At 42.0% G+C, this 25,213-nt stretch carries 20 protein-coding genes; 12 read left to right on the top strand and 8 right to left on the bottom strand.

Annotation, left to right across the window (positions count from 1 at the left end; translation table 11 throughout):
- Positions 1–102 precede the first annotated feature (102 nt).
- The gene (locus J0654_RS02510; protein WP_237685868.1) at positions 103–2,748 is read left to right on the top strand and encodes a putative LPS assembly protein LptD; all 2,646 of its coding nucleotides are present in this window, start codon (positions 103–105) and stop codon (positions 2,746–2,748) included.
- A gap of 46 nt (positions 2,749–2,794) precedes the next feature.
- Positions 2,795–3,175, top strand: coding sequence for a RidA family protein (locus tag J0654_RS02505; protein ID WP_207026190.1), 381 nt, complete (start codon positions 2,795–2,797; stop codon positions 3,173–3,175).
- On the opposite strand, the gene J0654_RS02500 is transcribed toward J0654_RS02505, so the two are convergent.
- The 4 genes from J0654_RS02500 to J0654_RS02485 form a co-directional block, all read right to left on the bottom strand.
- Positions 3,168–4,019, bottom strand: coding sequence for an N-acetylglucosamine kinase (locus J0654_RS02500; RefSeq protein ID WP_207026189.1), 852 nt, complete (start codon positions 4,017–4,019; stop codon positions 3,168–3,170). The two genes, J0654_RS02505 and J0654_RS02500, sit on opposite strands and share 8 nt — an antisense overlap.
- Positions 4,020–4,090: 71 nt before the next feature.
- The gene (gene gap / locus J0654_RS02495) at positions 4,091–5,092 is read right to left on the bottom strand and encodes a type I glyceraldehyde-3-phosphate dehydrogenase (RefSeq protein ID WP_207026188.1); all 1,002 of its coding nucleotides are present in this window, start codon (positions 5,090–5,092) and stop codon (positions 4,091–4,093) included.
- A gap of 22 nt (positions 5,093–5,114) precedes the next feature.
- Complete coding sequence (gene pfkA / locus J0654_RS02490; RefSeq protein WP_207026187.1) at positions 5,115–6,101, bottom strand: 6-phosphofructokinase; 987 nt, start codon at positions 6,099–6,101, stop codon at positions 5,115–5,117.
- A 144-nt stretch (positions 6,102–6,245) separates the two neighbouring features.
- The gene (locus tag J0654_RS02485) at positions 6,246–10,673 is read right to left on the bottom strand and encodes a translocation/assembly module TamB domain-containing protein (protein ID WP_207027933.1); all 4,428 of its coding nucleotides are present in this window, start codon (positions 10,671–10,673) and stop codon (positions 6,246–6,248) included.
- 102 nt (positions 10,674–10,775) lie between these two features.
- Here J0654_RS02485 and tsaD point away from each other — a divergent pair, with 102 nt between their 5' ends.
- From tsaD to J0654_RS02460, 5 genes are all read left to right on the top strand, one after another.
- A complete protein-coding gene (gene tsaD, locus J0654_RS02480; protein WP_207026186.1) occupies positions 10,776–11,804 on the top strand; it encodes a tRNA (adenosine(37)-N6)-threonylcarbamoyltransferase complex transferase subunit TsaD in 1,029 nt (342 codons plus the stop codon).
- Positions 11,805–11,822: 18 nt separating this feature from the next.
- Entirely contained in the window at positions 11,823–12,530 is a 708-nt protein-coding gene (locus J0654_RS02475; RefSeq protein ID WP_207026185.1) for a 16S rRNA (uracil(1498)-N(3))-methyltransferase, read from the top strand.
- Positions 12,531–12,594: 64 nt separating this feature from the next.
- Positions 12,595–13,245: a DUF4159 domain-containing protein gene (locus J0654_RS02470; RefSeq protein WP_207026184.1), complete on the top strand. Its 651-nt coding sequence runs from the start codon at positions 12,595–12,597 to the stop codon at positions 13,243–13,245.
- Positions 13,246–13,248: 3 nt separating this feature from the next.
- Positions 13,249–14,349: an AI-2E family transporter gene (locus tag J0654_RS02465; RefSeq protein WP_207026183.1), complete on the top strand. Its 1,101-nt coding sequence runs from the start codon at positions 13,249–13,251 to the stop codon at positions 14,347–14,349.
- A gap of 7 nt (positions 14,350–14,356) precedes the next feature.
- The gene (locus tag J0654_RS02460) at positions 14,357–15,541 is read left to right on the top strand and encodes a THUMP-like domain-containing protein (RefSeq protein ID WP_207026182.1); all 1,185 of its coding nucleotides are present in this window, start codon (positions 14,357–14,359) and stop codon (positions 15,539–15,541) included.
- Here the strand turns inward: J0654_RS02460 and J0654_RS02455 are convergent.
- Genes J0654_RS02455 through J0654_RS02440 form a run of 4 tightly spaced genes read right to left on the bottom strand, consistent with a single transcriptional unit; the run spans position 15,538 to position 18,468 of the window.
- Positions 15,538–16,464 (bottom strand): alpha/beta hydrolase, encoded by a 927-nt coding sequence (locus tag J0654_RS02455; RefSeq protein ID WP_207026181.1) that lies wholly within the window; start codon positions 16,462–16,464, stop codon positions 15,538–15,540. The two genes, J0654_RS02460 and J0654_RS02455, sit on opposite strands and share 4 nt — an antisense overlap.
- Positions 16,465–16,480: 16 nt before the next feature.
- Complete coding sequence (locus J0654_RS02450) at positions 16,481–17,209, bottom strand: M15 family metallopeptidase (RefSeq protein ID WP_207026180.1); 729 nt, start codon at positions 17,207–17,209, stop codon at positions 16,481–16,483.
- Between the two features lie 5 nt (positions 17,210–17,214).
- Positions 17,215–17,934 (bottom strand): carboxylesterase family protein, encoded by a 720-nt coding sequence (locus J0654_RS02445; protein ID WP_207026179.1) that lies wholly within the window; start codon positions 17,932–17,934, stop codon positions 17,215–17,217.
- A gap of 12 nt (positions 17,935–17,946) precedes the next feature.
- The gene (locus J0654_RS02440) at positions 17,947–18,468 is read right to left on the bottom strand and encodes a 5' nucleotidase, NT5C type (RefSeq protein WP_207026178.1); all 522 of its coding nucleotides are present in this window, start codon (positions 18,466–18,468) and stop codon (positions 17,947–17,949) included.
- 244 nt (positions 18,469–18,712) lie between these two features.
- Between J0654_RS02440 and J0654_RS02435 the strand changes: the two genes are divergently transcribed.
- From J0654_RS02435 to J0654_RS02415, 5 genes are read left to right on the top strand one after another with little or no spacing between them, the layout of a single operon-like run.
- Positions 18,713–19,591, top strand: a complete 879-nt coding sequence (locus J0654_RS02435) for an aminotransferase class IV (RefSeq protein ID WP_207026177.1) — start codon at positions 18,713–18,715, stop codon at positions 19,589–19,591.
- An 11-nt stretch (positions 19,592–19,602) separates the two neighbouring features.
- Complete coding sequence (locus tag J0654_RS02430; RefSeq protein ID WP_207026176.1) at positions 19,603–21,192, top strand: N-acyl-D-amino-acid deacylase family protein; 1,590 nt, start codon at positions 19,603–19,605, stop codon at positions 21,190–21,192.
- 9 nt (positions 21,193–21,201) lie between these two features.
- Positions 21,202–22,506 carry a M20/M25/M40 family metallo-hydrolase gene (locus J0654_RS02425; RefSeq protein ID WP_237685867.1) on the top strand — a complete coding sequence of 435 codons (1,305 nt, stop codon included), beginning with the start codon at positions 21,202–21,204 and terminating at the stop codon, positions 22,504–22,506.
- A gap of 7 nt (positions 22,507–22,513) precedes the next feature.
- Entirely contained in the window at positions 22,514–24,136 is a 1,623-nt protein-coding gene (locus J0654_RS02420; protein WP_207026175.1) for a serine hydrolase domain-containing protein, read from the top strand.
- A 15-nt stretch (positions 24,137–24,151) separates the two neighbouring features.
- Complete coding sequence (locus J0654_RS02415; protein WP_207026174.1) at positions 24,152–25,210, top strand: serine hydrolase domain-containing protein; 1,059 nt, start codon at positions 24,152–24,154, stop codon at positions 25,208–25,210.
- The last annotated feature ends 3 nt before the right edge of the window (positions 25,211–25,213 follow it).

The following is a 25,213-nucleotide window of genomic DNA, read 5'->3' as shown; positions in this document are numbered from 1 at the left end:
AAGTTTGACCCCAAAACTGGGCCGACTAGCACAAAAATAGGATTTATCACGTTGCAACCAAATAAACATCTTTTACTTTTCCTATTTGTTCTTCTTTGTGGCATGGCTACCTTAAGTGCTCAGGAAGACCCAATTACCCCTTTGCCGATCAAGGCGACCAAGGACACGATTTTTGCTCCCTTGCTCCCACCAAACATTCTTAACGACTCCATCAAAACCGATACTGTTGAAACAGATACCGTGCCAAAAAAGCAACCTTTGCTTTTGGATAAGATAGAATATAAGGCAAAAGACTATGTGAAACTTAGCCAAAAAGACAATAAAATCTATTTGTACAATGAGGCTGAAATCTATTACCAAGATACTGAGCTCAAAGCAGGGGTAATTGTAATGGACTATGTTAAAAACGAGGTTTATGCGGGTCGTATGAAGGATTCGTTGGGAAATTATTCCCAATTGCCATTTTTTAAGCAGGGGGACAATGAGGTGAGGCCCGACTCCATTCGCTTTAATTTTGATACGCAAAAGGCACTTATCTGGAACTCACGAACCGAACAACAGGCCGGTTTGGGGCAACTGGGGAGCGATGCCATGAAGGTGTATGCTGAAAAGACCAAAAAAGAGAACGACTCTGTTTACTTTTTGAGCGAAGGTAAATTGACCACATCCAATGATACCGTGAACCCCGATTACTATATCAGGGTCCGAAAAGCCAAATTCGTACCCAAGAAGAAAATTATTGCAGGCTACAGTAATATGTATATTGTGGATGTACCCACTCCCGTTGCCCTACCTTTTGCTTATTTTCCCTTGACGGGAGGAAGAGCGCCGGGAATACTTTTCCCTACCTTTGGTAACGACCCCAGGCGTGGCTACTTTATACAAAATGGAGGATACTATTTGCCCATCAGTGATTATGTGGATTTGAGTGTTACCGGGGATTATTACACTAACGGGAGTTATGGTTTGCAGGGAAGGTCCGTTTATACCAAACGCTATAAGTTCAGGGGGAATATCAGTATCAGTTATGAGAATTTGGTGACTAGTCAAAAAGGATTCGATGATTACAGCCGAACGAGCAACTATAATATTCGAATATCTCATTCCCAAGATACCAAAGCAAGTCCCAATTCACGTTTTTCTGCTTCGGTGAACCTAGGTTCCAGTCAATACTATACAAATTCCCTCAACCAGGTTAACCGTAACAATTCGCAGACCAATACATTTGCATCGTCCATAAGTTATTCCAAGACTTTTCCGGCCTATCCCTCGGTAAACACCAGTTTAACGGTGAGCCATACGCAAAATTCAAGGACACAGGTAATCAATATGTCCCTACCTACCTTTCAGGCAAGTATGGAACGTATTTACCCATTTGTAAAGCGTGATGAAATCAAAAAAGGAATTTTTGAAAACATCAATTTCCAATACGATGTCAACGCTCAGAACAGTATTACGACCGATGAAGAAAATTTCTTTAAAAGCGGTATGTTCGACGAAGCCCGAGTGGGAGCCAGACATAGAATTCCCCTAGCTACCAATTTTAAACTGGCGAAATACCTAAGTGTCAGTTTAAGTGGTAATTATGAAGATATATGGACCTTGGAAACGGTAAGAAAACAATATGACGCGGAAAGTGAAGAGGTAGTTACCGATACCATAGCTGGTTTTGATCGTTTTAATAGATATAGCCTTGGAACCAGTATCGGTACCACAATGTACGGTACATGGAATTTTGGAGAGGATAAAAAAATACAAGCGTTACGACATGTTATGCGCCCATCGGTAAGTTATAACTATACACCTTCCTTTGAGCAATTTTATGAGTCCTATACTGATGGGGGCGGCGAAGAGGTGGAGTACACCCCTTTTGAGACCAGTATTTACGGAAGACCATCTTTAAACAAAGGGAGCTCATTGAGTTTTTCACTTCAAAACTCGCTCGAGGCAAAGGTCAGGAACAAAGATTCCACTGCCACCGAACCCAGGAAAGTTAAGATTTTGAGCAACCTTACTTTTTCTGCGAGTTACAATTTGGAAGCTGATTCCCTTAAGCTTAGCCCTATTAGTATGAGTGGCGCCACGGAAATCATTAAAAATGTGCCCATCAACTTTGCCGCCACTTTTGATCCTTATGCCATTGACAACAATGGCCGAAGAATAAATACCTTAAATGTGAACAATGGTGGTGGAATTGCTCGTTTAACCTCCGCTAGGGTAAACACCAGTTTTTCCCTCAACAGTGAAATGTTCCAAAAAGGTGGGGCAAAGGAAAAGGATGACGAGGAGAAACAATCAGATTTTAGTGAAAACCCATTTGCCATGGACGATGTCCGCGGTGAAGCAGGCTCTCGTTTCAATAACAGGGGAAACAATAATCGTGGCAATCGGAACACCAATGGCAATAGTCCAATTTACAACAATAAATTGCCATGGGATGCCCGGTTTACCTATGTAGCCACATACAACAACAGTAACCGACAAGGGGAGATTACAAACCACTCTTTAATGTTCTCCGGAAATGTTCAGCTTTCTCCAAAATGGGAAGTAGGTTTCAACTCTGGCTATGATATAAAAAATAAAGGTTTTGCCGATACCCGTTTTGCGTTCAAGCGCGATCTTGGCAGTTTTAACCTCAGTTTTGATTGGACTCCCTTTGGTAGATTTGAACGTTGGTATTTCTTTATTGGGATAAAGAGTTCATTGTTGAGTGATATCAAATGGGAAAACAGAAGCCAGCGCCGATAATATCGCGATATTTTTTACCTTCAAATAACACAAAAATCCATCAATTATGAAGAAAATCATCAATACCGCTAAAGCTCCAGCTCCCATTGGCCCATATAACCAAGCAGTGCTGATAAAAGATACGCTATACATTTCAGGGCAAATCCCAATTGACCCGGCAACAGGCAGTCTGGTTGAAGGGGATATTAAAAAGGAAACCAAGCAATCCATGGAGAACTTAAAAGCCATTCTGGAAGAAGCCGGGATGTCTTTTGAGCATGTGATCAAGTCCTCGATTTTTATCAAGGACATGAATCAGTTTGCTGAGATCAATGAAGTATACGGTACTTATTTCAATGCCGATACAGCTCCAGCAAGAGAAACGGTGGAGGTTGCGAACCTTCCGAAGTTCGTAAATGTCGAAATATCGATGATAGCCGTTAAATAGTCTCCCTGTGGAATTCCACCAGACCTTCGATAGGTCTGCGGCGGATAACACCCAAAATTAAGTCGTTGCGCTCCAAACACGCGGTTAGCTCATCTCTTAGGAAATGGGCTATACTGCCCACAAAACTAACAGGTACTTTGGTGGCCAGCTCATATTGCATAATGTAATTGTTAACGAACTGTTGAAGTCCTTTTTCAATTACACCCTTGCAATACGGATGCTCTTTGTTTTCGATAATAAATCGCGCAAAAGTGGCCAAATAGGTATTTGGATTTGGTTGCTTGTACAGGTGGTCTTTGATCACGTCTGCATCAAGATCATATTCCTTGGCAAATTTCATCCCAAGGTCTTGTGGCATTTTGTGGAAGTAATAGTCCCTGATCAGTTTTCTGCCAAAGAAATTACCACTGCCATCATCCATTAAAATATAGCCTAAGGAGGTTACCTTTTGAATGAGTTGATGACCATCGTAATAACTGCAATTAGATCCTGTTCCCAGAATACATACAATGCCCTGTCTACCAATTTTGGTGGTAGAATAGATCGCGGCAAATGTATCTTCCCTTACCTCTGCCTTGGCATTGGGAAAGAAATCCTTGAAAATGGCCTTTAAAAAAGTCTTCATTCTATCGGTTCCGCATCCGGCACCGTAGAAATATAATTGACGTACGTCTTCTTTATTTTGGGAAAGTTCAAAATTGTTGGCCAATCTGTCCTCTATTACTTCTTTGGTCAACACTTCTGGGCTTAGGCCCAAAGTTTGTGTTACAAACAATTGTTGCCCCTTATCGTCCAGGGCAATCCAATCGGATTTAGTGGCACCACTATCCACAATTAAAACCATACGTCGAGATTTAATACTGAAATCCTGAAGAGCGAAATACGCCCTTCAGGATAAAAATTTATAGCTAAAAATTATAGGCTTGCTGCATGCAGTGCCAAATCAACCAATTTGTTGGAGTAACCCGTTTCATTATCGTACCAAGATACTACTTTAAAGAAGTTGGAGCTCAATTCGATTCCAGCCTCTGCATCAAAAATACTTGTTCTGGCGTCTCCCACGAAGTCTTGGGAAACAACGTCTTCATCCGTGTAACCCAAAATACCGGCCAATTCTCCTTCGGAAGCTTCTTTCATTGCTTTCTTGATCTCATCGTAAGAAGTCTCCTTTTCCAATCTTGCAGTAAGGTCAACTACAGATACATCGGCAGTAGGAACCCTAAATGCCATACCTGTAAGTTTACCATCGAGCTCGGTAATTACTTTACCAACAGCTTTTGCTGCACCAGTTGATGTTGGGATAATGTTCAACAAAGCGGAACGACCCAATCTGTAATTTTTTCTAGATGGGGAATCCACGGTAAACTGAGTTGATGTGGAAGCGTGGATAGTTGTCATCAAAGCTTCCTCGATACCAAACTTGTCGTTAAGTACTTTGGCAATAGGTGCCAAACAGTTGGTAGTACAAGAAGCATTGGAAATAATCGTATCAGTAGCTTTTACATCTTGATGATTTACCCCCATTACAAACATAGGAGCATCTTTGGATGGGGCGGAGATTACAACTTTCTTTGCTCCACCATCGATGTGGCTCTGTGCCATATCCAAGGTAGTAAAGATACCGGTACATTCAGCAACGATTTCTGCACCTACTGCGTCCCACTTCAAGTTTTTAGGGTCGCGCTCTGCAGTTACCCTGATTGTTTTTCCGTTTACTACAAGGTTACCATCCTTTACTTCAATAGTTCCATCGAACTTACCGTGTACAGAATCGTATTCCAATAGATAGGCAAGATGTTCCACATCCAACAAATCGTTGATTGCAACAACATCTACATTGTCTCTACTAACGGTTGCCCTGAATACCAACCTTCCAATTCTTCCGAATCCGTTGATTCCTATTTTCAAATTTGACATGTTTTTCGTTTTTGTGTTTAAATTAAGTTGTCATTATATCGGAAACTCTAATGAGTTCTTCGTCGATTTCTGTATGTGCCTTTATGGCTTCAGCCAATGGTGTGAGCACTAAATTTGTATCCCTGATACCCACCATTAAGTTTGATTTGCCCTCTAAAATGCTTTCCACTGCTTTTACTCCCATTCTACTGGCCAAAACACGATCATAACAAGTTGGGTTACCTCCACGCTGCATATGTCCCAATACGGATACCCGTACATCGTATATCGGTAAATGCTCCTCTACATATTCCTTGAGCTCAAAAACATTTTTACCAATTTTATCACCTTCGGCAACGATTACGATACTGGAAGATTTTCCGGATGCCTTACTCCGCTTAAGGGAATCGAGCAAACGTTCCAATCCGAGGTTTTGCTCTGGTATCAAAATCTCTTCCGCTCCCGCTCCTACGCCGGCGTTAAGAGCTATATGGCCAACATCCCTTCCCATTACCTCAACAAAGAACAAACGGTTATGGGAGCTCGCTGTATCACGAATCTTATCTATGGCATCTACAACGGTATTGATGGCCGTATCGAAACCAATGGTAAAGGATGACCCCAAAATATCGTTATCGATCGTACCTGGAATCCCAATTACTGGAAAATCGTATTCCTGGGTGAATAAAAGTGCCCCTGTAAAACTACCATTTCCCCCAATCACAACAAAGGCATCTATTCCTTCTTTGGTTAATTGGTCGTAAGCTTTCTTTCTTCCTTCCTTTGTTCTAAAATCGTCACAACGGGCAGACTTTAAAATGGTTCCTCCCTTATTGATTATGTTATTTACACTACGAGCATCCAAGGTTTTAAAATCACCTTCGATCATCCCTTGATAGCCACGATAAATACCTACACATTCAATTTTTAAGTATGCACAAGTACGGACAACGGAACGGATTGCGGCGTTCATTCCAGGAGCGTCTCCTCCTGACGTAAAAACCCCTATTTTTTTAATTTCTGAAGCCATTCAAATTTTTAAGGGATCAAAGCTAGGAAACTTTATTCAAATTTTGAATATCTTAATAATTTATTTGTTTTCCAGAACTTTCTCAAACGTTTTCGTAATAAATTAATACAAAAACCCTTAAAAATATAAATTTTATTGAATTGATTACGGGCGGTTTACAGACTTTTCCGAAAAACGGATCAAGCTATCTTTTCCCATTACTTGCGTAGGCTGTTTTCTTGGTGATGGCTCCGTTTGCTCTTCTACCTTTTGCTTTTTATTGAATATCTTTTGCATTAGTTCCCTAAAGCTATCAAAATCCACTTGGTAAGATAGTCCAACTCCTTGCGTGTAGCCCTGTCGCTCGGATAAAAACTGTTGCGCTTGTAATTGATTTTCCCTATTAAATATCTTAGCGCTCAACGTTCCTTGTTCATTCAATAGTATCTGCACCTCAACATCACCGGCAACAACCGTTTCGGATACACCGCCCACCGGCACACCTACTCTTCCATTTACCAAAATACGGTCGGATAATTGCGTAGAAACTGTTACCCCGATCCTATCTTCCGTTGTGATGTCCGCATTGGGGTCGTTATAGCCCTGTTCGTAGGATAGCCCTAAATTAAGTTTGTCATTGTTTCCCGATAATATCTGATTGAACAATCCCGAAGCGGTCTGTATCAAGTTTCCTGTAACGGCCTGTTGATTGATTCCGCCCGACTGTGGGTTAACGAAAGTTCCCTGCGCCAATAAGAAGAAAGCATTTCGCTCTTTTATTGTGGGATCCTGTAAACGATATTCCAATTCTGATTGCACTACAGAACTAGTACCTGGAAACTCGATGTCAAAATCTATATTCGGACTTTCTAGCTCCCCTGTCAACCTGACCACCACATCTGTTCGAATTCTCCCAGTATATCCTGCGTTGTCTAGGAGTGGAGCTGGATTGGCATTGAGCTCATAAACAGCTTCCAAATTCAACTGTGCGGCCAGAGGGTCGCGCTCCCAAAGAATAGTCCCTTCGGGACGCACCTTAAATTTCTTGTCAATTACACCACCATACTTAAAATTATACTCTCCAGTAACCACCACAAAATCTCCATACATATTAAATTTTCCATTGGTATTTATTTCCATCAATAAAATACCCTCCCCAGTTCCCTTCAAAGAGCTACCGGAATCCTGATCCACAACAATCTCCACCTCGGCATCTCTGGTAACGGCCAGGTCAAATTTCATTTCCAGACCTTGGTATTCCTCCAGCACTCGTTCTTCCTCAAAGGAATCTGTTCCCTTCCTTTCGATAAAGTTGATAAAGGAATAGTCCCCAACACTGGTTACATCACTCAAAGGAATTTTAAGAGAGGAGCCTCGTGCCGTAGTGGCATCCACAGCAATGGTCAGCGCATCCACAGGTCCATAAATACTTCCCGTACCATTAATAAACCCTGTTCCGTAGTACAATGCTTCTTCATCGTATTCGGTGTTCAGAATCATAAAACGATCGTTCTTTGTATCCACATCCAATCCCAAATACCAATCGTCGAAACCTGTATGACTAATGGTGCCATCCAAAGTAGCCGTGGTTCCCTCTTCCACATCGGACAGTTCCACATTTTCAAAATAAAACGTCTGGTCAAAAAGTCTCACCTGGGAATATGGTGCAAAATCATAGTCTACATTGAGGTAGGGAATTCCTATACCGGCATCGTTCAAACTCAAAACCCCGTTAATGGATGGGTTGTTCACATCTCCTGTAATAGTGGTGTTTCCACTTAATTTACCTCTAATATTGGAAATAATATCCTCTCCCAAGGGACCAAACGGTTCTAAAGCAAAATCGGAAAAATCGGCCACCAGATTTAACTCTTGTTTTTCATTAACATTGGTAATCTTACCATTAATACTCATTCGCTCCTGCCCGTCATCATTAAGCCAACTGCTCACCCCAAACTCTGTAAGATCGTTGTTTCCATATATGCCCACTTCCAGATCGCCCATGCGCATATCGTTAACGCTAAAGTTTTTGATCTTCAAACTTGATGTTGGCAAGTAGTTCCCGTCTTTTTGCAGGATATTAAGGAAACCATCCACTTCACCATTCATTTTTAAGCTGTCTATGGACGGTGTAATTTTATTAAGGGATACCAAGTTAAACTGAAGGTCCAGATCTTTATAGGTAGAGTCTGCAAACTCCCCTCTTAATCGGATCTGCTCTTTGTTGTTATTGTCCATAACCACATCCTCGATCTTGATGCTGTCCAAAGAACTGTTGAAGATAACCTTGTTTTTACTATTACCATCCTTATTGAGGATCCACGTGTTTCCTTTAAAACTCACATCCGATTTTTTAAGTCCGATCACGGACCTGTTGTTTTCGTTAAAGGTGTGGTAAAAGTTTAGGTTATAGCTATCATCGTATTCACTTCCCCCTTTAAATTCCGTTCTAAAGAAAAGTGTGTCCTTGAGCGTGGTGTTAATAAGGTTAAAGTCTTTGATATCGTAATATACGGTTGACATATCCTCCACTGAAACAAAGGTGTTGAAAAGTGGGTTCTTGTTATCTATCTTCAACTCAATATTATCGAACTTGTTCCCGAAAGCTTCTATACTGGGCGATTTAAAAGTGAGTTTAAAATCGCTCTGGTCCGCTTCAATCGCCCCACGAATAAACGTATTGGCATCGAATGCCATCTCTGGAACAAATACATCAACTATTTTATTGTAAATTTTAAAGTTAAAGTCCAAGTATTGACCTTGGGATATTTCGAAAGGCTGATAGTTGGTATAAATACTACCAACGGAATTCTGAACCAATCGTCCCAGTTCCTGTACTTTAAAACTACCTCTCATGTATCCTGTAATGATATCTGGAGAATTGATTTCGATAGTACGTATGGTATCCTTTTCAAAGGAAGAGGTCACCGTAAAGTCTTCGAAATAATAGGTGTCGTTTACATTTTGGTAGGTGGTATTGGAAAATTGAAGCTGACCCGCCATATCATCAAGGTTGTTGCCTTCGATATCCATGTCCACGTGTCCTTTAAAAATAGAAATGGTATCGTTGATAAAGTTCAGCTTTTTGAGGTCGGCATAGTCGACCGCGGCAACAAAATTAAATTTGTTCTCACGGGCCCCAAAGTTGGCCAGCCCTTGAAAATCGAACCTGAAATTGTCGTCGTTACAAAGCAAAATACCATCAAAAAGTTCGTTCCTGAGTATACCGGAAACCTTTATTTTATTGTACTCATAGTTGTTGAATTCAAATTTGTATATGTCACCGGAAACCTCGGTATTCAAACTTTCGGCCACAAAACCCTTGCCCTCAACATTCATGTCCATGGAAGCGAGCCCAAGATCATCGTTTTCAATGAACTCACCCAAATCAAAATCTATCAATGAGATAAAACCGATGTAGGATGCATCTTCAATGGTCTGCACATTGGTCATCTGCAGGTCCACATAGCTATCCCCCACTGCAGTGTTCAAATTAACGGTTACATCTATGGATGTTTCCGTTATCTCAGCATCTCCCCGAACAGTGAACTGACCGAGTTTTTGAACCGATTCAGGAATATTTCTTCCCAGTATTTGTGGTAAAATACTTCTAAGCTGATAATAGCTTGAAGTGAGATTGTCTATATCTCCCCTCAAAACAAAAGGAGCTTGCTCGCTGAATATATTATCGAACCGAAAATCCCCACGAATACCCGTATTGTCCGTAAAAAGAAACAAGTTGTCCACTTGGAGCTGGTTGAGCACCCCACTAAAATCACCTGTAAATGTAACGGTCTTGTCTTGCCCGAATTCATTGAAGAAGGCATTTACCTCATTAAGGGCCACGGAAGATTCAGTAAAGTTGGCATCAATATTGACCAAATCGACAAAATTGGCCAAATCCTCTCGTTCATAATTGAACACCAAATTCCCTTTGAGTGTAGATTGTTCGGTATCGATCAACAAGGAATCAAAGCGCATTTGCTGTTTGGTGTATTTAAAATCCGTTGCCAACTTTTTAAGGCGTATTCCTCGTTTGGCCAAAGTAGAAAGGTCATCGATCTTGAGGGACACATCAGGGCCCAGAATTTGGAAATCGCGGGCTAAAATTTCTATTTCCGAAAAATTTAAAACTTCTTCAGCCTCCAGGTTTTCATCGATCAACCTAAACCGCCCCGTATTGATTTGAATCTCATCCGAAGACATAAAAAACGGAGGGGTTCCCGGTGCCCTGGGCTGGCCATCATCCAATTTATCCACAAACACATCCAAATTGGTGTCCGTTTCCCCTTCGTATGTTTTTAAATTGAATGTCAGTCCATCCAATTCAATATCGCCAAACTCCATCTTGTTATTGGCCATATTGCGAAGGTTTAAAATCGAAGTGGATAATTTATGGATATAGATAAGGGTGTCCTTTTTGTAATCTTCCACATAAATCCCCTTAATTCCAGTATTTAAATTAAAAAGTGACATGCTCACCCGATCGATTTGGATATGGGTGCCAAACTCCTCGTTCAAAGAATCCATTGCATATTTGCCCAATCTGGTTTGCACAGCTGGTATCGAAAGAACCAATGATCCCAAAACCATAATTAGGATAATGGCCAAAAGGAAACGCAATAGTATTTTACGAAGTTTTTTGATAGGGCTTTTATGTTTTACCTTTGACAACCAATTTTTGTTCCAAAACCTGTGGAAAATTCAAAAAAATATATTCTTGCAATTGAATCATCCTGTGATGATACATCTGCCGCTGTACTGAGCAATGCAAAAGTACTGAGCAATGTGGTAGCTACACAAGAAATCCACAAGCAATATGGAGGCGTTGTCCCAGAGTTGGCTTCAAGGGCGCATCAACAAAATATTGTCCCTGTGGTACACCAAGCCTTGGCCAAGGCAAATATCGATAAAAAACAACTATCCGCCATAGCTTTTACAAGAGGGCCCGGACTTATGGGTTCTTTGCTGGTAGGTACCTCTTTCGCCAAGTCGTTGGCCTTGGGATTGGATATCCCACTCATTGAGGTCAACCATATGGAAGCCCATATCCTCGCCCATTTTATTGAGGATGCTGACCAGACCGCTCCCAAGTTTCCATTTTTGGGGATGACGATCAGTGGAGGACATACACAAATTGTGAAGGTAACCGATTATTTTACCATGGAAGTCTTGGGTGAAACTTTGGACGATGCCGTGGGCGAGGCATTTGACAAAAGTGCCAAATTGATGGGACTACCCTACCCTGGCGGCCCGTTAATTGACAAATATGCTAAGCTCGGAAATCCCAAGGCATTTCCATTCCCTAAACCAAAGGTTGATGGACTTAACTTCAGTTTCAGTGGACTTAAGACCAGTATCCTCTACTTTTTGCAACGGGAGACCCAAAAGAACCCAAATTTTGTTGAAGAGCACATGAACGATATTTGCGCTTCGGTACAACACACCATCTTAGAAATTTTGATGGATAAATTGCAATTGGCTGTAGACCAGACCGGCATCAAACAAATTGCTATTGGCGGAGGGGTTGCGGCCAATTCAGGAATTCGTAGTCGATTAAGGGAAGCAGAGGAAAAGTTGGGCTGGCAAACCTTTATTCCTAAATTTGAGTATTGCACGGATAATGCAGCCATGATCGGAATTGTGGGTTACCTTAAGTTTACAAAGGGTAAGTTCACAGATCAAAGTATTGCCGCAAAGGCAAGATATGCCATAGGCAGCTAACTAATCTAAACCTTAACTATGCAGCTTTTTTACAATGCCAAATTGGACTACAGTGCCAAGCAATTTATTTTCCCGCCAGATGAAAGCAAACATATTGTTAGGGTACTCCGTAAATCTGAAGGGGACGTCGTGCACATTACCAATGGAAAAGGCTATTTGTTCGAGGCTGAAATACTGGAGGCCGATCAAAAAAAGTGCAAAGTACACATAGTTTCACAACGCAAATCGATTCCGAAGAGATATCAACTGCACATGGTCGTCGCCCCTACCAAAATGAACGATCGGTACGAATGGTTTTTGGAAAAAGCAACAGAAATAGGTGTTGATGAGATCACCCCTGTTATTTGTGACCATTCCGAAAGAAAAACCATCAAACTGGAGCGGATGGAACGGGTGCTCCAATCTGCTATGAAACAATCTCTACAAACCGTACTTCCAAAACTCAACCCCCCTATTTCCTGCAAGGATTTTTTGGAATCCGACCTATCCACTGGTTTCAAATTTATTGCCCATTGCCAAAATGGGGACAAAATGGAGCTGAAAAGAAAGGTTATTGCCGATAACGATGCCACTATCCTTATTGGGCCGGAAGGGGATTTCTCAAAAGATGAAATAGATTTGGCCAAAGAAAAGGGCTATATCCCAATTTCCTTGGGAAGAAATCGACTTAGAACAGAGACGGCGGCCATTGTAGCGTGCGCAACGGTAGCGATAATCAATAGCTAAAAGGAACCCCCATCATTTTTTACAAATGATTATTCTATTTTTAAGGATTATAAATCACTCCCACATGAAAAAGAACTTGCTTTTGATCCTTACGATGTTGTTTTTCGGAGCAACCACGACCAATGCCCAGCAGATTGCCGTACTCAAATACGGTGGTGGTGGCGATTGGTACTCCAATCCAACAGCACTCCCCAACTTGATTCGATTTTGCAATACCAATATCGATACCAAGATAAATCCAGAACCAGAGACCGTCGAAGCTGGAAGTGTTTCCATCTTTACATATCCATTTTTGCACATGACCGGACACGGAAATGTCTTTTTCAGTGATGAAGAAGTGCAAAATTTGCGAACCTACCTCCTGTCCGGAGGTTTTTTGCATATTGATGATAATTATGGAATGGAACCTTACTTAAGGCGGGAGCTGGAAAAAGTATTTCCAGATAAGCCATTGGAAGAACTGGGTTCCGACCACCCCATATTTAAACAAAAATTTAATTTTCCCGATGGATTGCCCAAAATTCATGAACACGATGGCAAGCGGCCACAAGCCTTTGGTATTTTTGACAAGGGAAGGCTTGTCCTGCTCTACACGTACGAATGTGATCTTGGAGATGGTTGGGAGGACCCCACGGTTCATAACGACCCCGAAGAAGTTCGGCTCAAGGCTTTACAGATGGGAGCCAATATTGTGGAATACGCCTTTAAAAGTTAATACATGAACTCAAAAACAATAGCCAATGGAATCTTACGCGCTGTAGCAATTATAGTGGGCGTAGTGCTTTTGGGCTGGTTTTTTTATAAGATACAATCTGTTTTGGCCTATTTGGCCATCGCCGCTGTTCTGGCTTTATTGGGCAGGCCCATTGTTTTGTTTCTGCGAAGAAGGCTAAAGTTTCACAACACCTTGGCCGTTGTGGTTACCATGGTTATTATGTTGTCCATCTTTTTGGGGATTTTGGCCTTGTTTATTCCACTGATTGTCGAACAAAGCAAAAACCTTTCCCTTTTGGATATTGAAGCTCTCAAAGGAGACCTTACCACCCTCTATTTGCAAACATTGGACTATTTTGGAGCTTCAACAGGAAGCCTTACCAGTTTGTTGGATGAGTCGCACATTGAGGAAAATGTACTCAAAGGATTGGATTTAGGATTTATACCCAACCTTCTTAATTCTTTCGTAAATGCACTGAGCAATTTTAGTGTCGGTCTTTTTTCCGTTCTCTTTATTTCCTTCTTCTTTTTAAAGGATAGTAAATTGATGCAAAATGGAATTTTGACATTTGTTCCCAATAACAAGGAAAGTAACTTGGTTAAATCCATTGACAAGATCAATGGTCTACTCTCGAGATATTTTGCGGGTATACTGTTACAACTATTTATCCTGTTTGTAATATACACAGTGGCACTACTGATTGTTGGGGTCGAAAACGCCATAGTGATTGCTTTCTTGTGTGCGCTGTTCAACATTATCCCATACATTGGTCCAATCATTGGTGGAGTAACCATGATTACCTTAACAATGACCAGTTTTATCGATGCGGATTTCAGTTCCGTTATACTACCAAAAGCCTTGTATGTTTTTATAGGTTTGACCATAGGTCAGCTCATTGATAATTTCTTTTCCCAACCCTTTATTTTTTCCAAAAGTGTAAAGTCCCATCCTCTTGAGATCTTCTTGATCATTATTATTGCAGGGTTACTTTTTGGAGTGGTCGGAATGGTGGTCGCCGTACCGGGATATACCGCCATAAAAGTTATTCTAAAGGAGTTTTTAGCAGATTATTCGTTTGTGAAAAAATTGACCAAAAATTTATAGCATCAGTTTGAATGAACTTATTTTAAATACTGGTGTACAGGATTTTATAAACAAGAAATTGTCGTCTGACATCATGACAGTTTTGCTTTCAAAACCTGTTTTTGAAGGAATTTCACAAAAAGAATTGACCGAACAGATTGAAGCAAAGAAAAAATGCAAGGATAAGCTGCCTACTTGGTTCATTTCCTCCAATATATACTACCCCAACAAACTCAATATCGAGCAAACCAGTTCGGAAATCACGGCAGCCTACAAAGCCGAAATTGTAAGTGGGAAATCCTTGGTCGACCTTACCGGAGGTTTTGGTGTGGACAGTTATTTTTTTTCCAAAAAAATCGACCAGGTTTTTCATTGTGAAATCAATCAAGAATTAAGTGGAATAGCCAATCATAATTTTAAAGTTTTAGGGCAGGAAAATATCCAATGCTCGTCTGAAGATGGTGTCGAATTTTTAAAAAAATCCACCGATAGTTTTGATTGGATCTATGTAGATCCCTCTCGAAGAAATGATAAAAAGGGAAAGGTCTTTTTACTGGAGGATTGCCTCCCAAATTTACCTGAACACCTCCCCTTACTTTTCAAAAAAACACAACATATTCTGGTGAAAACCTCCCCGCTTTTGGATATAAAAATGGGAATAACGGCATTAAATTTTGTAAAAGAAGTGCATGTGGTAGCCATTCAAAATGAAGTAAAGGAACTGCTTTTTGTTTTGGAAAAAGAATATATGGGAAGCATCCAGATTAAAACGATCAACTTGTTGCCAGAGCAAAGGGACATCTTCAATTTTGAACTGGAAGAGGAACAAGACGCCCAAATTCATTTTGGAGAACCATTGTCCTATTTATATGAACCCAATACGGCTATTTTAAAGTCCGGAGGTTTTAAGTCCGTAGCAAAAGCCCATGGCCTTGTAAAGTTACATCCACATTCGCATTTATACACCGCTGACAATATCATCGACTTTCCCGGGAGAAGATTTGAAATTCATCAGGTGCTTCCCTACTCCAAAAAATCGTTGAAAACCTTGGCGGTCAGCAAGGCAAATATCACTACCCGTAACTTTCCGTTGTCTGTGGCCGAAATCCGTAAAAAACACAACATAAAAGATGGTGGAAATAGATATCTGTTCTTCACCAAAACCATAGATGATGCCTTATTGGTTTTGGACTGCGAAAAAGTAATGGACTAGTCCAAATGGGCTATCCAATCAAAAAACAGGTTCATCCAACCCTTCAATTTTTCATCGGTTAAAGCCAAAGAAAACCCATGTCCGCCCGTAGGGTACACATGCATGGTTGAAGGTACGTTGTGTGCTCTCAAGGCTTCAAAAAATAAAGTAGTGTTCTCCACAGGTACCACATCATCGTCCATGGCATGCAATAAAAAAGTGGGAGGTGTTTGGGCATCAACATGTTTTTCGTTGGACAAATAATCCACAACATCATCCGTGGGGTCCTCACCTACCAAGGAAACCCTAGACCCTGTATGGGTGCTTGGAATTCCAAGCGTAATCACAGGATAGATAAGGGCCATAAAATTGGGGCGTGCAGATATATCGTCCGCATCATCTTGCCTTTCATAAACTTTGTCATTATAATGGGTACCCAGAGAGGAAGCCAAGTGCCCCCCGGCGGAAAATCCCATGATACCAACTTTGTTTTCAGAAACACTCCATTCCTCGGCATTTGACTTCACCAATCTGATGGCACGTTGTGCATCTTGCAAGGGAACCACATTTTTACCTTTGGTAATGGATTTCGACCATGGCAATCGATATTTCACTACAATACCTGCAATTCCCTTGGCCGTCAATGTTTTTGCGATATCCGTCCCCTCCCAATCGTATGCCAGACCATAGTAGCCGCCTCCAGGAAAAATAACAACAGCCTGTCCCGTTGCATTCTTTTTGGCAGGCAGGTACACCTCCAAGGTCGGCTTTTGGACATTGGTGATCCAAATGATACCATCCTCGGTATGTTCCACAACTTCTCGCTCATTGGTCACTGTCTGGTTGGGAATTGTATTGGGCCACAAAGGCATTATTGTGTGCTGTGCTGACAATCCGATTGAAATTAGAGCAATAAGTAAAGTTGTTTTCTTTAATGATTTCATAGGCTTGAGTTTTAGGTCAATCTTTGCACTCCCATTTAAAATTGGCCACAGGGTCATTAGTGGCTGCCGAAAGATTATAATGCCACCATTCCGTTCTGATGGACCAAAACCCGTGTGCTTCCATGGTCTCCTTCAGTAATTTTCGATTGTCCAATATCTCTTGGGGTAAATCCATGTTATCGTGATAAGCTCTTTTTCCGAAGTAATCAAAATCGGTACCCATATCAAGTTCATTGCCCTCCATATCCACTAAGGTAATATCCACGGCACCCCCTTTGTTATGGATGGAACCCTTATCTGGATTGGCCACATACTGCGGATTGGGAACTATTTCCCACATTTTATACTGTACAGAATTAGGGCGATAGCAGTCAAAAAACTTGATTTTTACGCCCTGTTCCCTAAAATCTTTATTGGCTTCTATCAAAGCTTTAGCAGTTTTTACTCTTGTGTAACATTCTGCACAATCATATACTTTGGCCTTCAAAAAGTTGTTTTCGGTGGCATAACGCATATCATAAGCGAAATCTTCGCTAAAGTCGGCCAATCTAACAAAAGTAGTGTCGGCCAATCCTTCAAAGGATTTCAAAGTAGGCTTAATCTCTTTTATTGTTGGATCTTGTTTGACCGAATCTGTAAAAACCTCGGTCACTTCGACTTTTACGGTATCCTGTTGGTCTGTCTTAGCCTTTTGCTTGCAACTCACAACTATAAAAAAAGCCAATAAAACAATATTGTATTTCATTTAAATCAATCTATTCGTTTTTGTTGGGCGAACCAGGTGTACAAGGAATCTGTTGTGTAGGCCCTGCCCCAAGCATTGTGTCCGACATCTTTATATCTTGTATATCGGACATCGTGTCCCATTTCACGCAACTTCTTCACCATTTTATCCGATTCTTCCACATTGATCACATCGTCCTGATCCCCATGAAACACCCAGATAGGCATATCCCTATCTATCCAATGTGCGTAGGGTAAGGGCGTCATGCCGCATACCACGGCCATCGCAGCAAATTTATCGGGATATTGCGTCGCCAATTCCCACGAAGCACTTCCTCCCCTGCTCAACCCGGTCAAATATATTCTACGCTTATCCACACGATTGGAATCCACAACGGAATCCAACAGTTGAACCACCGCATCCGTATTCCACCATTTTTTGGCATGGGAATTTTGGGGCGCCAAGATCAAAAATGGAAATTGTTTGCCTTCCACCAACATTTTGGGCGGCCCCGTATCCTTGATTTCTTCCACATTTCTACCAGATTCCCCTCCACCGTGCAAAAATAACAACAGACCATATTCATCCTCAGTATCAAAATAATCCTCTGGATAATAGAGGTAATATTTTAAGTTTTCCTTGGTCACTGTTTGCATCTCATCCTGAATCAAATGCGATTGTGCTGCACAAGCTTGAAGCAGCAACATGGCAACTAAAATTAAAAATCCGGATAAATTCTTTTGCATTCTGGTTACAAGTTACAAAAGTTTATCGGCGATATCCTGCCACGTATGGGCACGTTCAAAAGTATTGACATGGGTATTGTGCGGAGAGGTGAACATAATGGACCTGCCATCAAACGGTTCGAGGTTTTTACTTCGGTCATCAATTAGGATATCACCTTTCAAAACATGCTTGTTCCCGCATAAAATCCGGTTTTGCCATGGGATAAATGGAAAAAATTCATCCAACCAATCCGATTTTTCACGAAGGGATTGTGGAAACTCCATGGCTGCGGAGGCAATATATACATCATGCTTTTGACTTAGCGCCTCAAGCACTTCTTGACTGCCCTCGATCAATTTCAAATCCTTAAAAAAACCATCCCGTCGTGTATGGTTTCTAATGGATTGCTGATGCGCTTCGGGCACACATTGCCAAAATTCCTTGCCCAAACATTCCTCTGCCCTGATTTCGGCACCGAATTCCTTATTGTAAATATCTATGTGGGCCTGATAAGCGTCCGCAATGACCTCGTCCATATCAACAAATATGACCATATATTTTCTTTTTTGGTGAAGTACGCCAAAACTCCTCAAAAATTAAAACTTCCCATTACAATCTATTGTTAAGAAACGTGAATTTCTTAAAAGGGACAGTTGCTTTTCTAAAATTTAAAAAAACATGAAGCACTTTATCAAACTTATTGACTAAATTTTAATTTCAAGAAATAACAGTTAACTTCACAGCTCAAGATTTTTGGGAAGTACATTTTTTGTGCTTTTCAACTAAAACCAACCTTAAATGTTGCCCAAAGGAAACTTTCCTGAAAAAGTGTATGTAAATGGTGAGATTGTATCACCTGAAAACGCTAAAATATCGGTTTTTGATCGTGGATTTTTATTCGGAGATGGTATTTATGAAGTAATGGTGCAATTGGAAAACGGTGTTTTCTATAAAAAAGCACACTTGGACCGATTACAGGACAATTTGAAAAAAATCGGCATTGATTACAATGTAGAGGAAATTGATCATCAGTTACAACCGCTTCTCAAAGCTTCTGATTTGACGGAATCCTCTTGCTTGATTTACATACAGGTAACCAGAGGAACGGCCCCAAGAAAGCATTCATACCCAAAAGGCATTCCAGCAAGTGTGATGATGTATGCGCTGCCTTACTCGCTTCCCACTGTAAACCCTAAACACATGAAAGCCATTTTAGAACCAGATTTCAGGTGGCATCGATGTGATATCAAATCCATCTCATTATTGGGCAATATCATGGCCAACGAAGCAGCAATGAGCGCAAATAGCGACGAAGCGGCATTAGTGCGTGACGGGATGATTTCGGAGGGCTCACATACCAATATCTTTTTTGTGAAAAATGGGACGGTGATCACCCACCCTGCGGACAAACATATTTTGAACGGCATCACAAGAATGATTGCACTTAAGCTTTGTAATGACCTGGATATTCCCGTAATCGAAAGACCCGTTGCCGAAAACGAAATAGAACATATGGACGAGGCCTTTTTTACGGGTACAACGACCCAGGTGGCCTCCATTGCCCAGTTGGGCGACCATATCTTTTACAACAACGACCAAGTTGGGGATATTACCAAAAAGCTACAAGAATCTTTTGCCCAGCTCAGAAAAAAAGACACTGCCAATAGTTTCTTATAAATAACCACATTATGACCAAAACCAATTCCAACACACTTCTTAAATCATTATTTGCATTATGCTTGTTAGGGATGTTTTCCTGTGGAAGCCAGGACACCTATGACATAGTTATTTTAAATGGAACCGTATACGACGGCAAAGGTGGCGACCCCAACATTACGGATATCGCCATAAAAGACTCCATGATCGTGGCCTTGGGTGAGTTCGATAAGGCAAAGGCAGATAGGGTCATTGATGCATCCGGTATGGCCGTATCACCAGGCTTTATTGATATGCATACCCATCTTGACCCCATTATGGAACTCAATTCCTGCGAGAGCCATGTTCGGCAAGGAGTCACCACATCCTTGGGGGGACCCGATGGAAACTCTCCATATCCTCTTAAACCCTATATGGACAGTCTTCAGCAAAAAGGCATTGGTATGAACGTTGCCTATTTGGTTGGGCACAATACTGTTCGAAGAAATATCATGGGACTCGAAAATAGAGCGCCCACAACAGAGGAACTCAAAGCCATGGAAGCAGAAGTGGACAGCGCCATGAAAGATGGCGCCTTTGGCATTTCAACGGGTTTAAAATATTTGCCCGGGGCATTTTCAGAAGTCGATGAGGTTATCAGCCTTTCCAAAGTCGCTTCCGGCTATGGAGGAATTTACACCTCACATTTAAGAGAAGAAGGTCTAGGGCTGTTCGATGCCGTTGCCGAAGCCATTCAAATTTCCGAAAAAGCGGATATTCCTGTCGTGCTTACCCATCATAAGGCCATTGGAAAACCAATGTGGGGAAAGAGTGCACGCACTTTGGCCATGGTCGATTCTGCTAGGGCCAAAGGTCTTGACATCAAAATGGACCAGTACCCATACGCAGCAAGTTATACCGGTATTTCGGTGTTGATTCCAGCCTGGGCAAGAGCAGGCGGACAGGAAGCTTTTGAGAAACGTGTTGCCGACCCCGTACTCAGGGACAGTATTAAAAATGGCATCGTTTTCAATATCCTTAATGATCGCGGAGGATCGGATTTGGACAGGGTACAGTTTGCCAAAGTGGGATGGCAGCCCGAGCTGGAAGGAAAAACCCTGAAATACTGGTGTGAACAAAACGATTTGGAACCATCGGTCGAGAATGGTGCCGACATGGTTATAAAAGCTCAATTGAACGGTGGTGCCTCCTGCGTTTTCCATGCCATGGCAGAAGAAGATGTGGAACGCATTATGAAACACCCTTTTACTATGATCGGATCGGACGGACGCTTGGTTGAGCCCGGTATGGGCCATCCACACCCCAGATGGTACGGAACCTTCCCTAGGGTACTTGGACGTTACGTACGCGAAAAAAACACCTTGGAACTCAGTGAGGCCATTCGAAAAATGACCTACCTGCCTGCACAAAGCCTTAACCTGATGGACAGGGGCCAAATCATAGAAGGAATGAAGGCCGACATCACCATATTTAATCCGGAAACTGTCATAGACAAAGCCACCTTTGAAAAGCCGCACCAATATTCCGAAGGCATTGAATTTGTAATTGTCAACGGAGGCGTAGCAGTTGACCAAGGGGAATTTAAAGATATCAAATCAGGAATAGTATTAAGAAAACAATAGACCCATACCATGAAAATAAAACATATCACACTCAGCATTTTGATGATTTCAGGATTCTTTGCCCATACCGTAATGGCACAGGAAAGTACCGAAATCGACAAAAAATATACCAAGGAAGTAGAGCGATTGATGAAGAAAAAAGTAGTAAAGGAGGCATTTGCACATATCAAGTCGCAAATGGACCAAACTACAGAGGACCTGATTACCTTGACCGAAGTACTGGCCCCTCCCTTTATGGAAGATGAAAGAGGAAAAGTATTTGCAAAAATGCTGGAAGATGCCGGAGTGGATAGCCTCTGGACGGATAAAGTGGGAAACGTAATTGGTTTACGTAAAGGTACATCTGGCAAATCGGGCTATGTAGGTGTGGACGCACATTTGGACGTGGTATTCCCAGAAGGAACCGATGTAACGGTTACCAAAGTGAGAGACACCCTAAAGGCGCCAGGTATCGGAGACGACACCAGAGGCCTTGCTATGTTGATCAGCATGCTCAAGGCCATGAACAAAGCCGAAATTAAGACAGAAAAAGACATTTTGATTGTTGGGTCGGTAGGTGAAGAAGGGCTTGGTGACCTCCGCGGGATGAAATATATGTTCAACGAATCTGGATTGGATATTGACTCATGGATTGCCATCGACGGAGGCAGTTTGGGCCGAATCAGCAATGCCGGATTAGGCTCCAAACGCTACAAGTTGCTCATTAAAGGACAAGGAGGACACTCTTGGGGGGCATTCGGACTAGCCAATCCACATCATGCACTTGGAAAAGCCATTGATGTGTTTTCTAAAGCGGCTTGGGAATATACCTCCAGCAACACCCCCAAAACCAGTTTCAATGTAGGGAGAATTGGTGGGGGAACTTCGGTGAACTCCATCCCTTTTGAATCTTGGATGGAAGTGGACATGCGGGCCATAGACCCAAAAAACTTGGATGAAATTGAAATTATATTCAAAGAGTCTGTGGAACAAGCCATATCGGAATACAATGCCAGCGGCGTACGTGGCAAAGTAACTTATGAACTTATCAAAATCGGTGATAGGCCATCAGGAGAACTACCTGCTTCCCTACCTTTGATTCAACGCTCCATGGCGGCCACCAAACTATTTGGGGTGACTCCAAATCTGGGTCGTGGGTCTACCAATATCAATATTCCCGTTGCAAAAGGAATCCCCGCCGTTTGTATTGGCCGGGGAGGGCAAGGTGGTAAAGCCCATTCGCTGCACGAATGGTATTTGAACGATGAAGAAGGTGATGAGTCCATCCAATTGGCACTATTGATCGCACTATCGCAAGCAGGATTAGGTAAATAAGGTGCTGATGAAATTGTTTCCAAAACTATGTTGCACCCTGACCCTTATTATTTGCACCTGCGCAAAGGCACAAATAAGTGAGGAAAAATGGGCAAATATCGACAGTTTGTTCCTGGAGTGGAACCGGCCCAATCATCCAGGAGGTGCCATTGCCGTTATGCAAGGGGATGATGTAGTCTTCTCCAAAGCCTATGGGCTGGCCAGTATGGAATATTTGGTGCCCAATAGCACCGGAACCCGGTTCAATGTAGCTTCGGTCTCCAAACAGTTTAGTGCATTGGGCATTATAAAGTTACACTTGGCGGGCAAACTGTCCATAGATGATACCTTGGACAAATACATCGATGGTCTTGCCCCATTTGGCAGTAAAATCACGATCAGGCACATGCTGCATCATACGAGTGGTCTACGAAGCCTTCATGCCCTTTTTGGACTAGCGGGTTGGCGTAGCGATGATACTAGGACCAATGCCGATCTGGACAGGATTATGGCAAAACAGGCCGAACTTAATTTTGAGCCAGGTTCTGAATATATGTACTGTAACACGGGCTATATGTTCTTGGCCAATATTATTGAAAAAGTCACGGATACTTCTTTTGTTGATTATATGAAGGAAGAGGTTTTCATCCCTTTGGGAATGAGTAACACCTATGTTGAAGCCAATTATGACCGTATTGTTCCGGATAATGCAACTTCTTACTACCGAACATTAGATGGTTTTGACAGGGCCGTTGAATATTGGGGGTATGTAGGTTCGGGAAATATGCACTCCACAACGGATGACCTGCTCAAATACTTAAAAAATTACTATGACCCATTACCTGGGTGGAAAGATGTATTCAGCACCATGCAAACCCTTGATCTCTTGAACGATGGAAGCTTTAACAAGTATGCCTTTGGGGTGAATGTTGATACACTATTGGGCAAAAAAAGAATTGGTCATGGTGGTTCCATTGGTGGTTTCAGGGCCAATATTGCTGTTTTCCCTCAGGATGAAACCAGTATTGCCATTGCAACGAACTTTTCAACTGCAGGGCCTGCTCGAAAGTCCGACCAGGTTGCCGCCATCCTTTTTGATAAGCGACCCTCGAATAAAGATGTGAAGGTTGCCAAGGTCTCCAAAAACAAAATGGAATCCTATCTAGGTACTTATTGGGATGATGAAACTTATACCGAACGTATGTTAACCATTGGTGGAGATACGATATACATTGGCAGAAACGCTTATTTACCTATTCAGGATGATGAATTTGTTGCCATTGAACCAGGTAACGATACCAAAATCAAGTTTAACAATCAAGGTATGACCCTCTATCCTGATAGTGGAAAACCCATGGTTTTTTCAAAATTTGAAAAAGAGGAATTAACCAGAAAATCAGCCAATGCATACACAGGCTCTTATTACAGTCCTGAAATTGAAACAGCCTACACGATAAGATATGAAGAGGGCCAACTGTACGCACACCATATCCGACATGGAAAAATACGATTGGAACAAAAGAAAACCGACCTTTTGGAGGGGACATACCCTTTATCCTTTTTAAAATTCAAACGAGAAAATGGGGCAATCAAAGGAGTCTGGATATCCAACGGAAGGGTACGTAACCTTTGGTTTGCCAAATCTGAATAACCAAAACCAATAATTATGAGATTGATCGTCATCCTTTTTCTACTCTTCTCCTTAAACATAGGAGCACAAACATTTCCTGATAGGGTCTGGCATTCCGCCAACGAGGAAGAAGCCCGTTCATGGCAAAACGATAAGGCCCAAGCATTCCGGGAATACTTGATCGATAGTACAAAAGTCACCGGGCTTATGATCGTGCATAAAGGAAAAGTGGTTTTTGATTTTGGTGATTTGGAGGAGTTGAGCTATATCGCCTCCTGTCGAAAAAGTGTGCTTTCCATGCTTTATGGCCAATATGTGGAGGATGGCACCATCGACCTGGACAAAACTATCAAGGAATTGGGCATTGATGATGTAGAGGGGATACTTCCCATTGAAGAGAAAGCTACCGTAAAGGATATCATCTCGGCCAGATCGGGCGTTTACCATCCCGAAGGGTATCCAGGGGGTATGCAGGAATATGCACCTGAAAGAGGCTCCGTGGAACCTGGCAGCTATTGGCTGTACAGCAACTGGGATTTTAATGTTGCCGGATATATTTTTGAACAAGAAACAGGCAAAAACATCTACGATGAGGTGGAACGTCAATTGGCCAATCCTCTTCACATGCAGGACTGGGACCGTTCCGCCCAACACAAACAAGGAAACACCAAGATTTCCAAATATTTGGCCTACCCCATGTGGTTTTCGACCAGGGATATGGCGCGTTTAGGCCTATTGATGCTGAACAAGGGCAAATGGAAAGATGTACAGGTCGTGAGCGAATCGTGGATGGATGAAATGCTCAAAACAAGGACCACCCACGAAGAGTTGAACAGCAATGTTCCCGTATTTGAGGGAAGCGGTGTGAATTATGGGTATGGCTATATGTGGTGGCTATGGCAGGATGTTGATGACAAACGCTTTGAAGGCGCCTATTCGGCCAAGGGCGCGATGGGACAAAACATTACCGTTTACCCAGCCATTGAAACCGTTCTCGCCTTTAAAACGAAAGCTGCATATCGAAGAGCCAACCCTTCGCAAGTAAGAATCAACGTTGCGAAAAAAGCAGCTGAAATCTTTGAGATGAACCAATAAAAA

The organism is Flagellimonas profundi, assembly GCF_017313275.1.
Taxonomy (GTDB): Bacteria; Bacteroidota; Bacteroidia; order Flavobacteriales; family Flavobacteriaceae; genus Flagellimonas; species Flagellimonas profundi.
The sequence above is the reverse complement of the archived record's forward strand: the minus strand, read 5'-3'. Positions and strand labels throughout refer to the sequence as shown.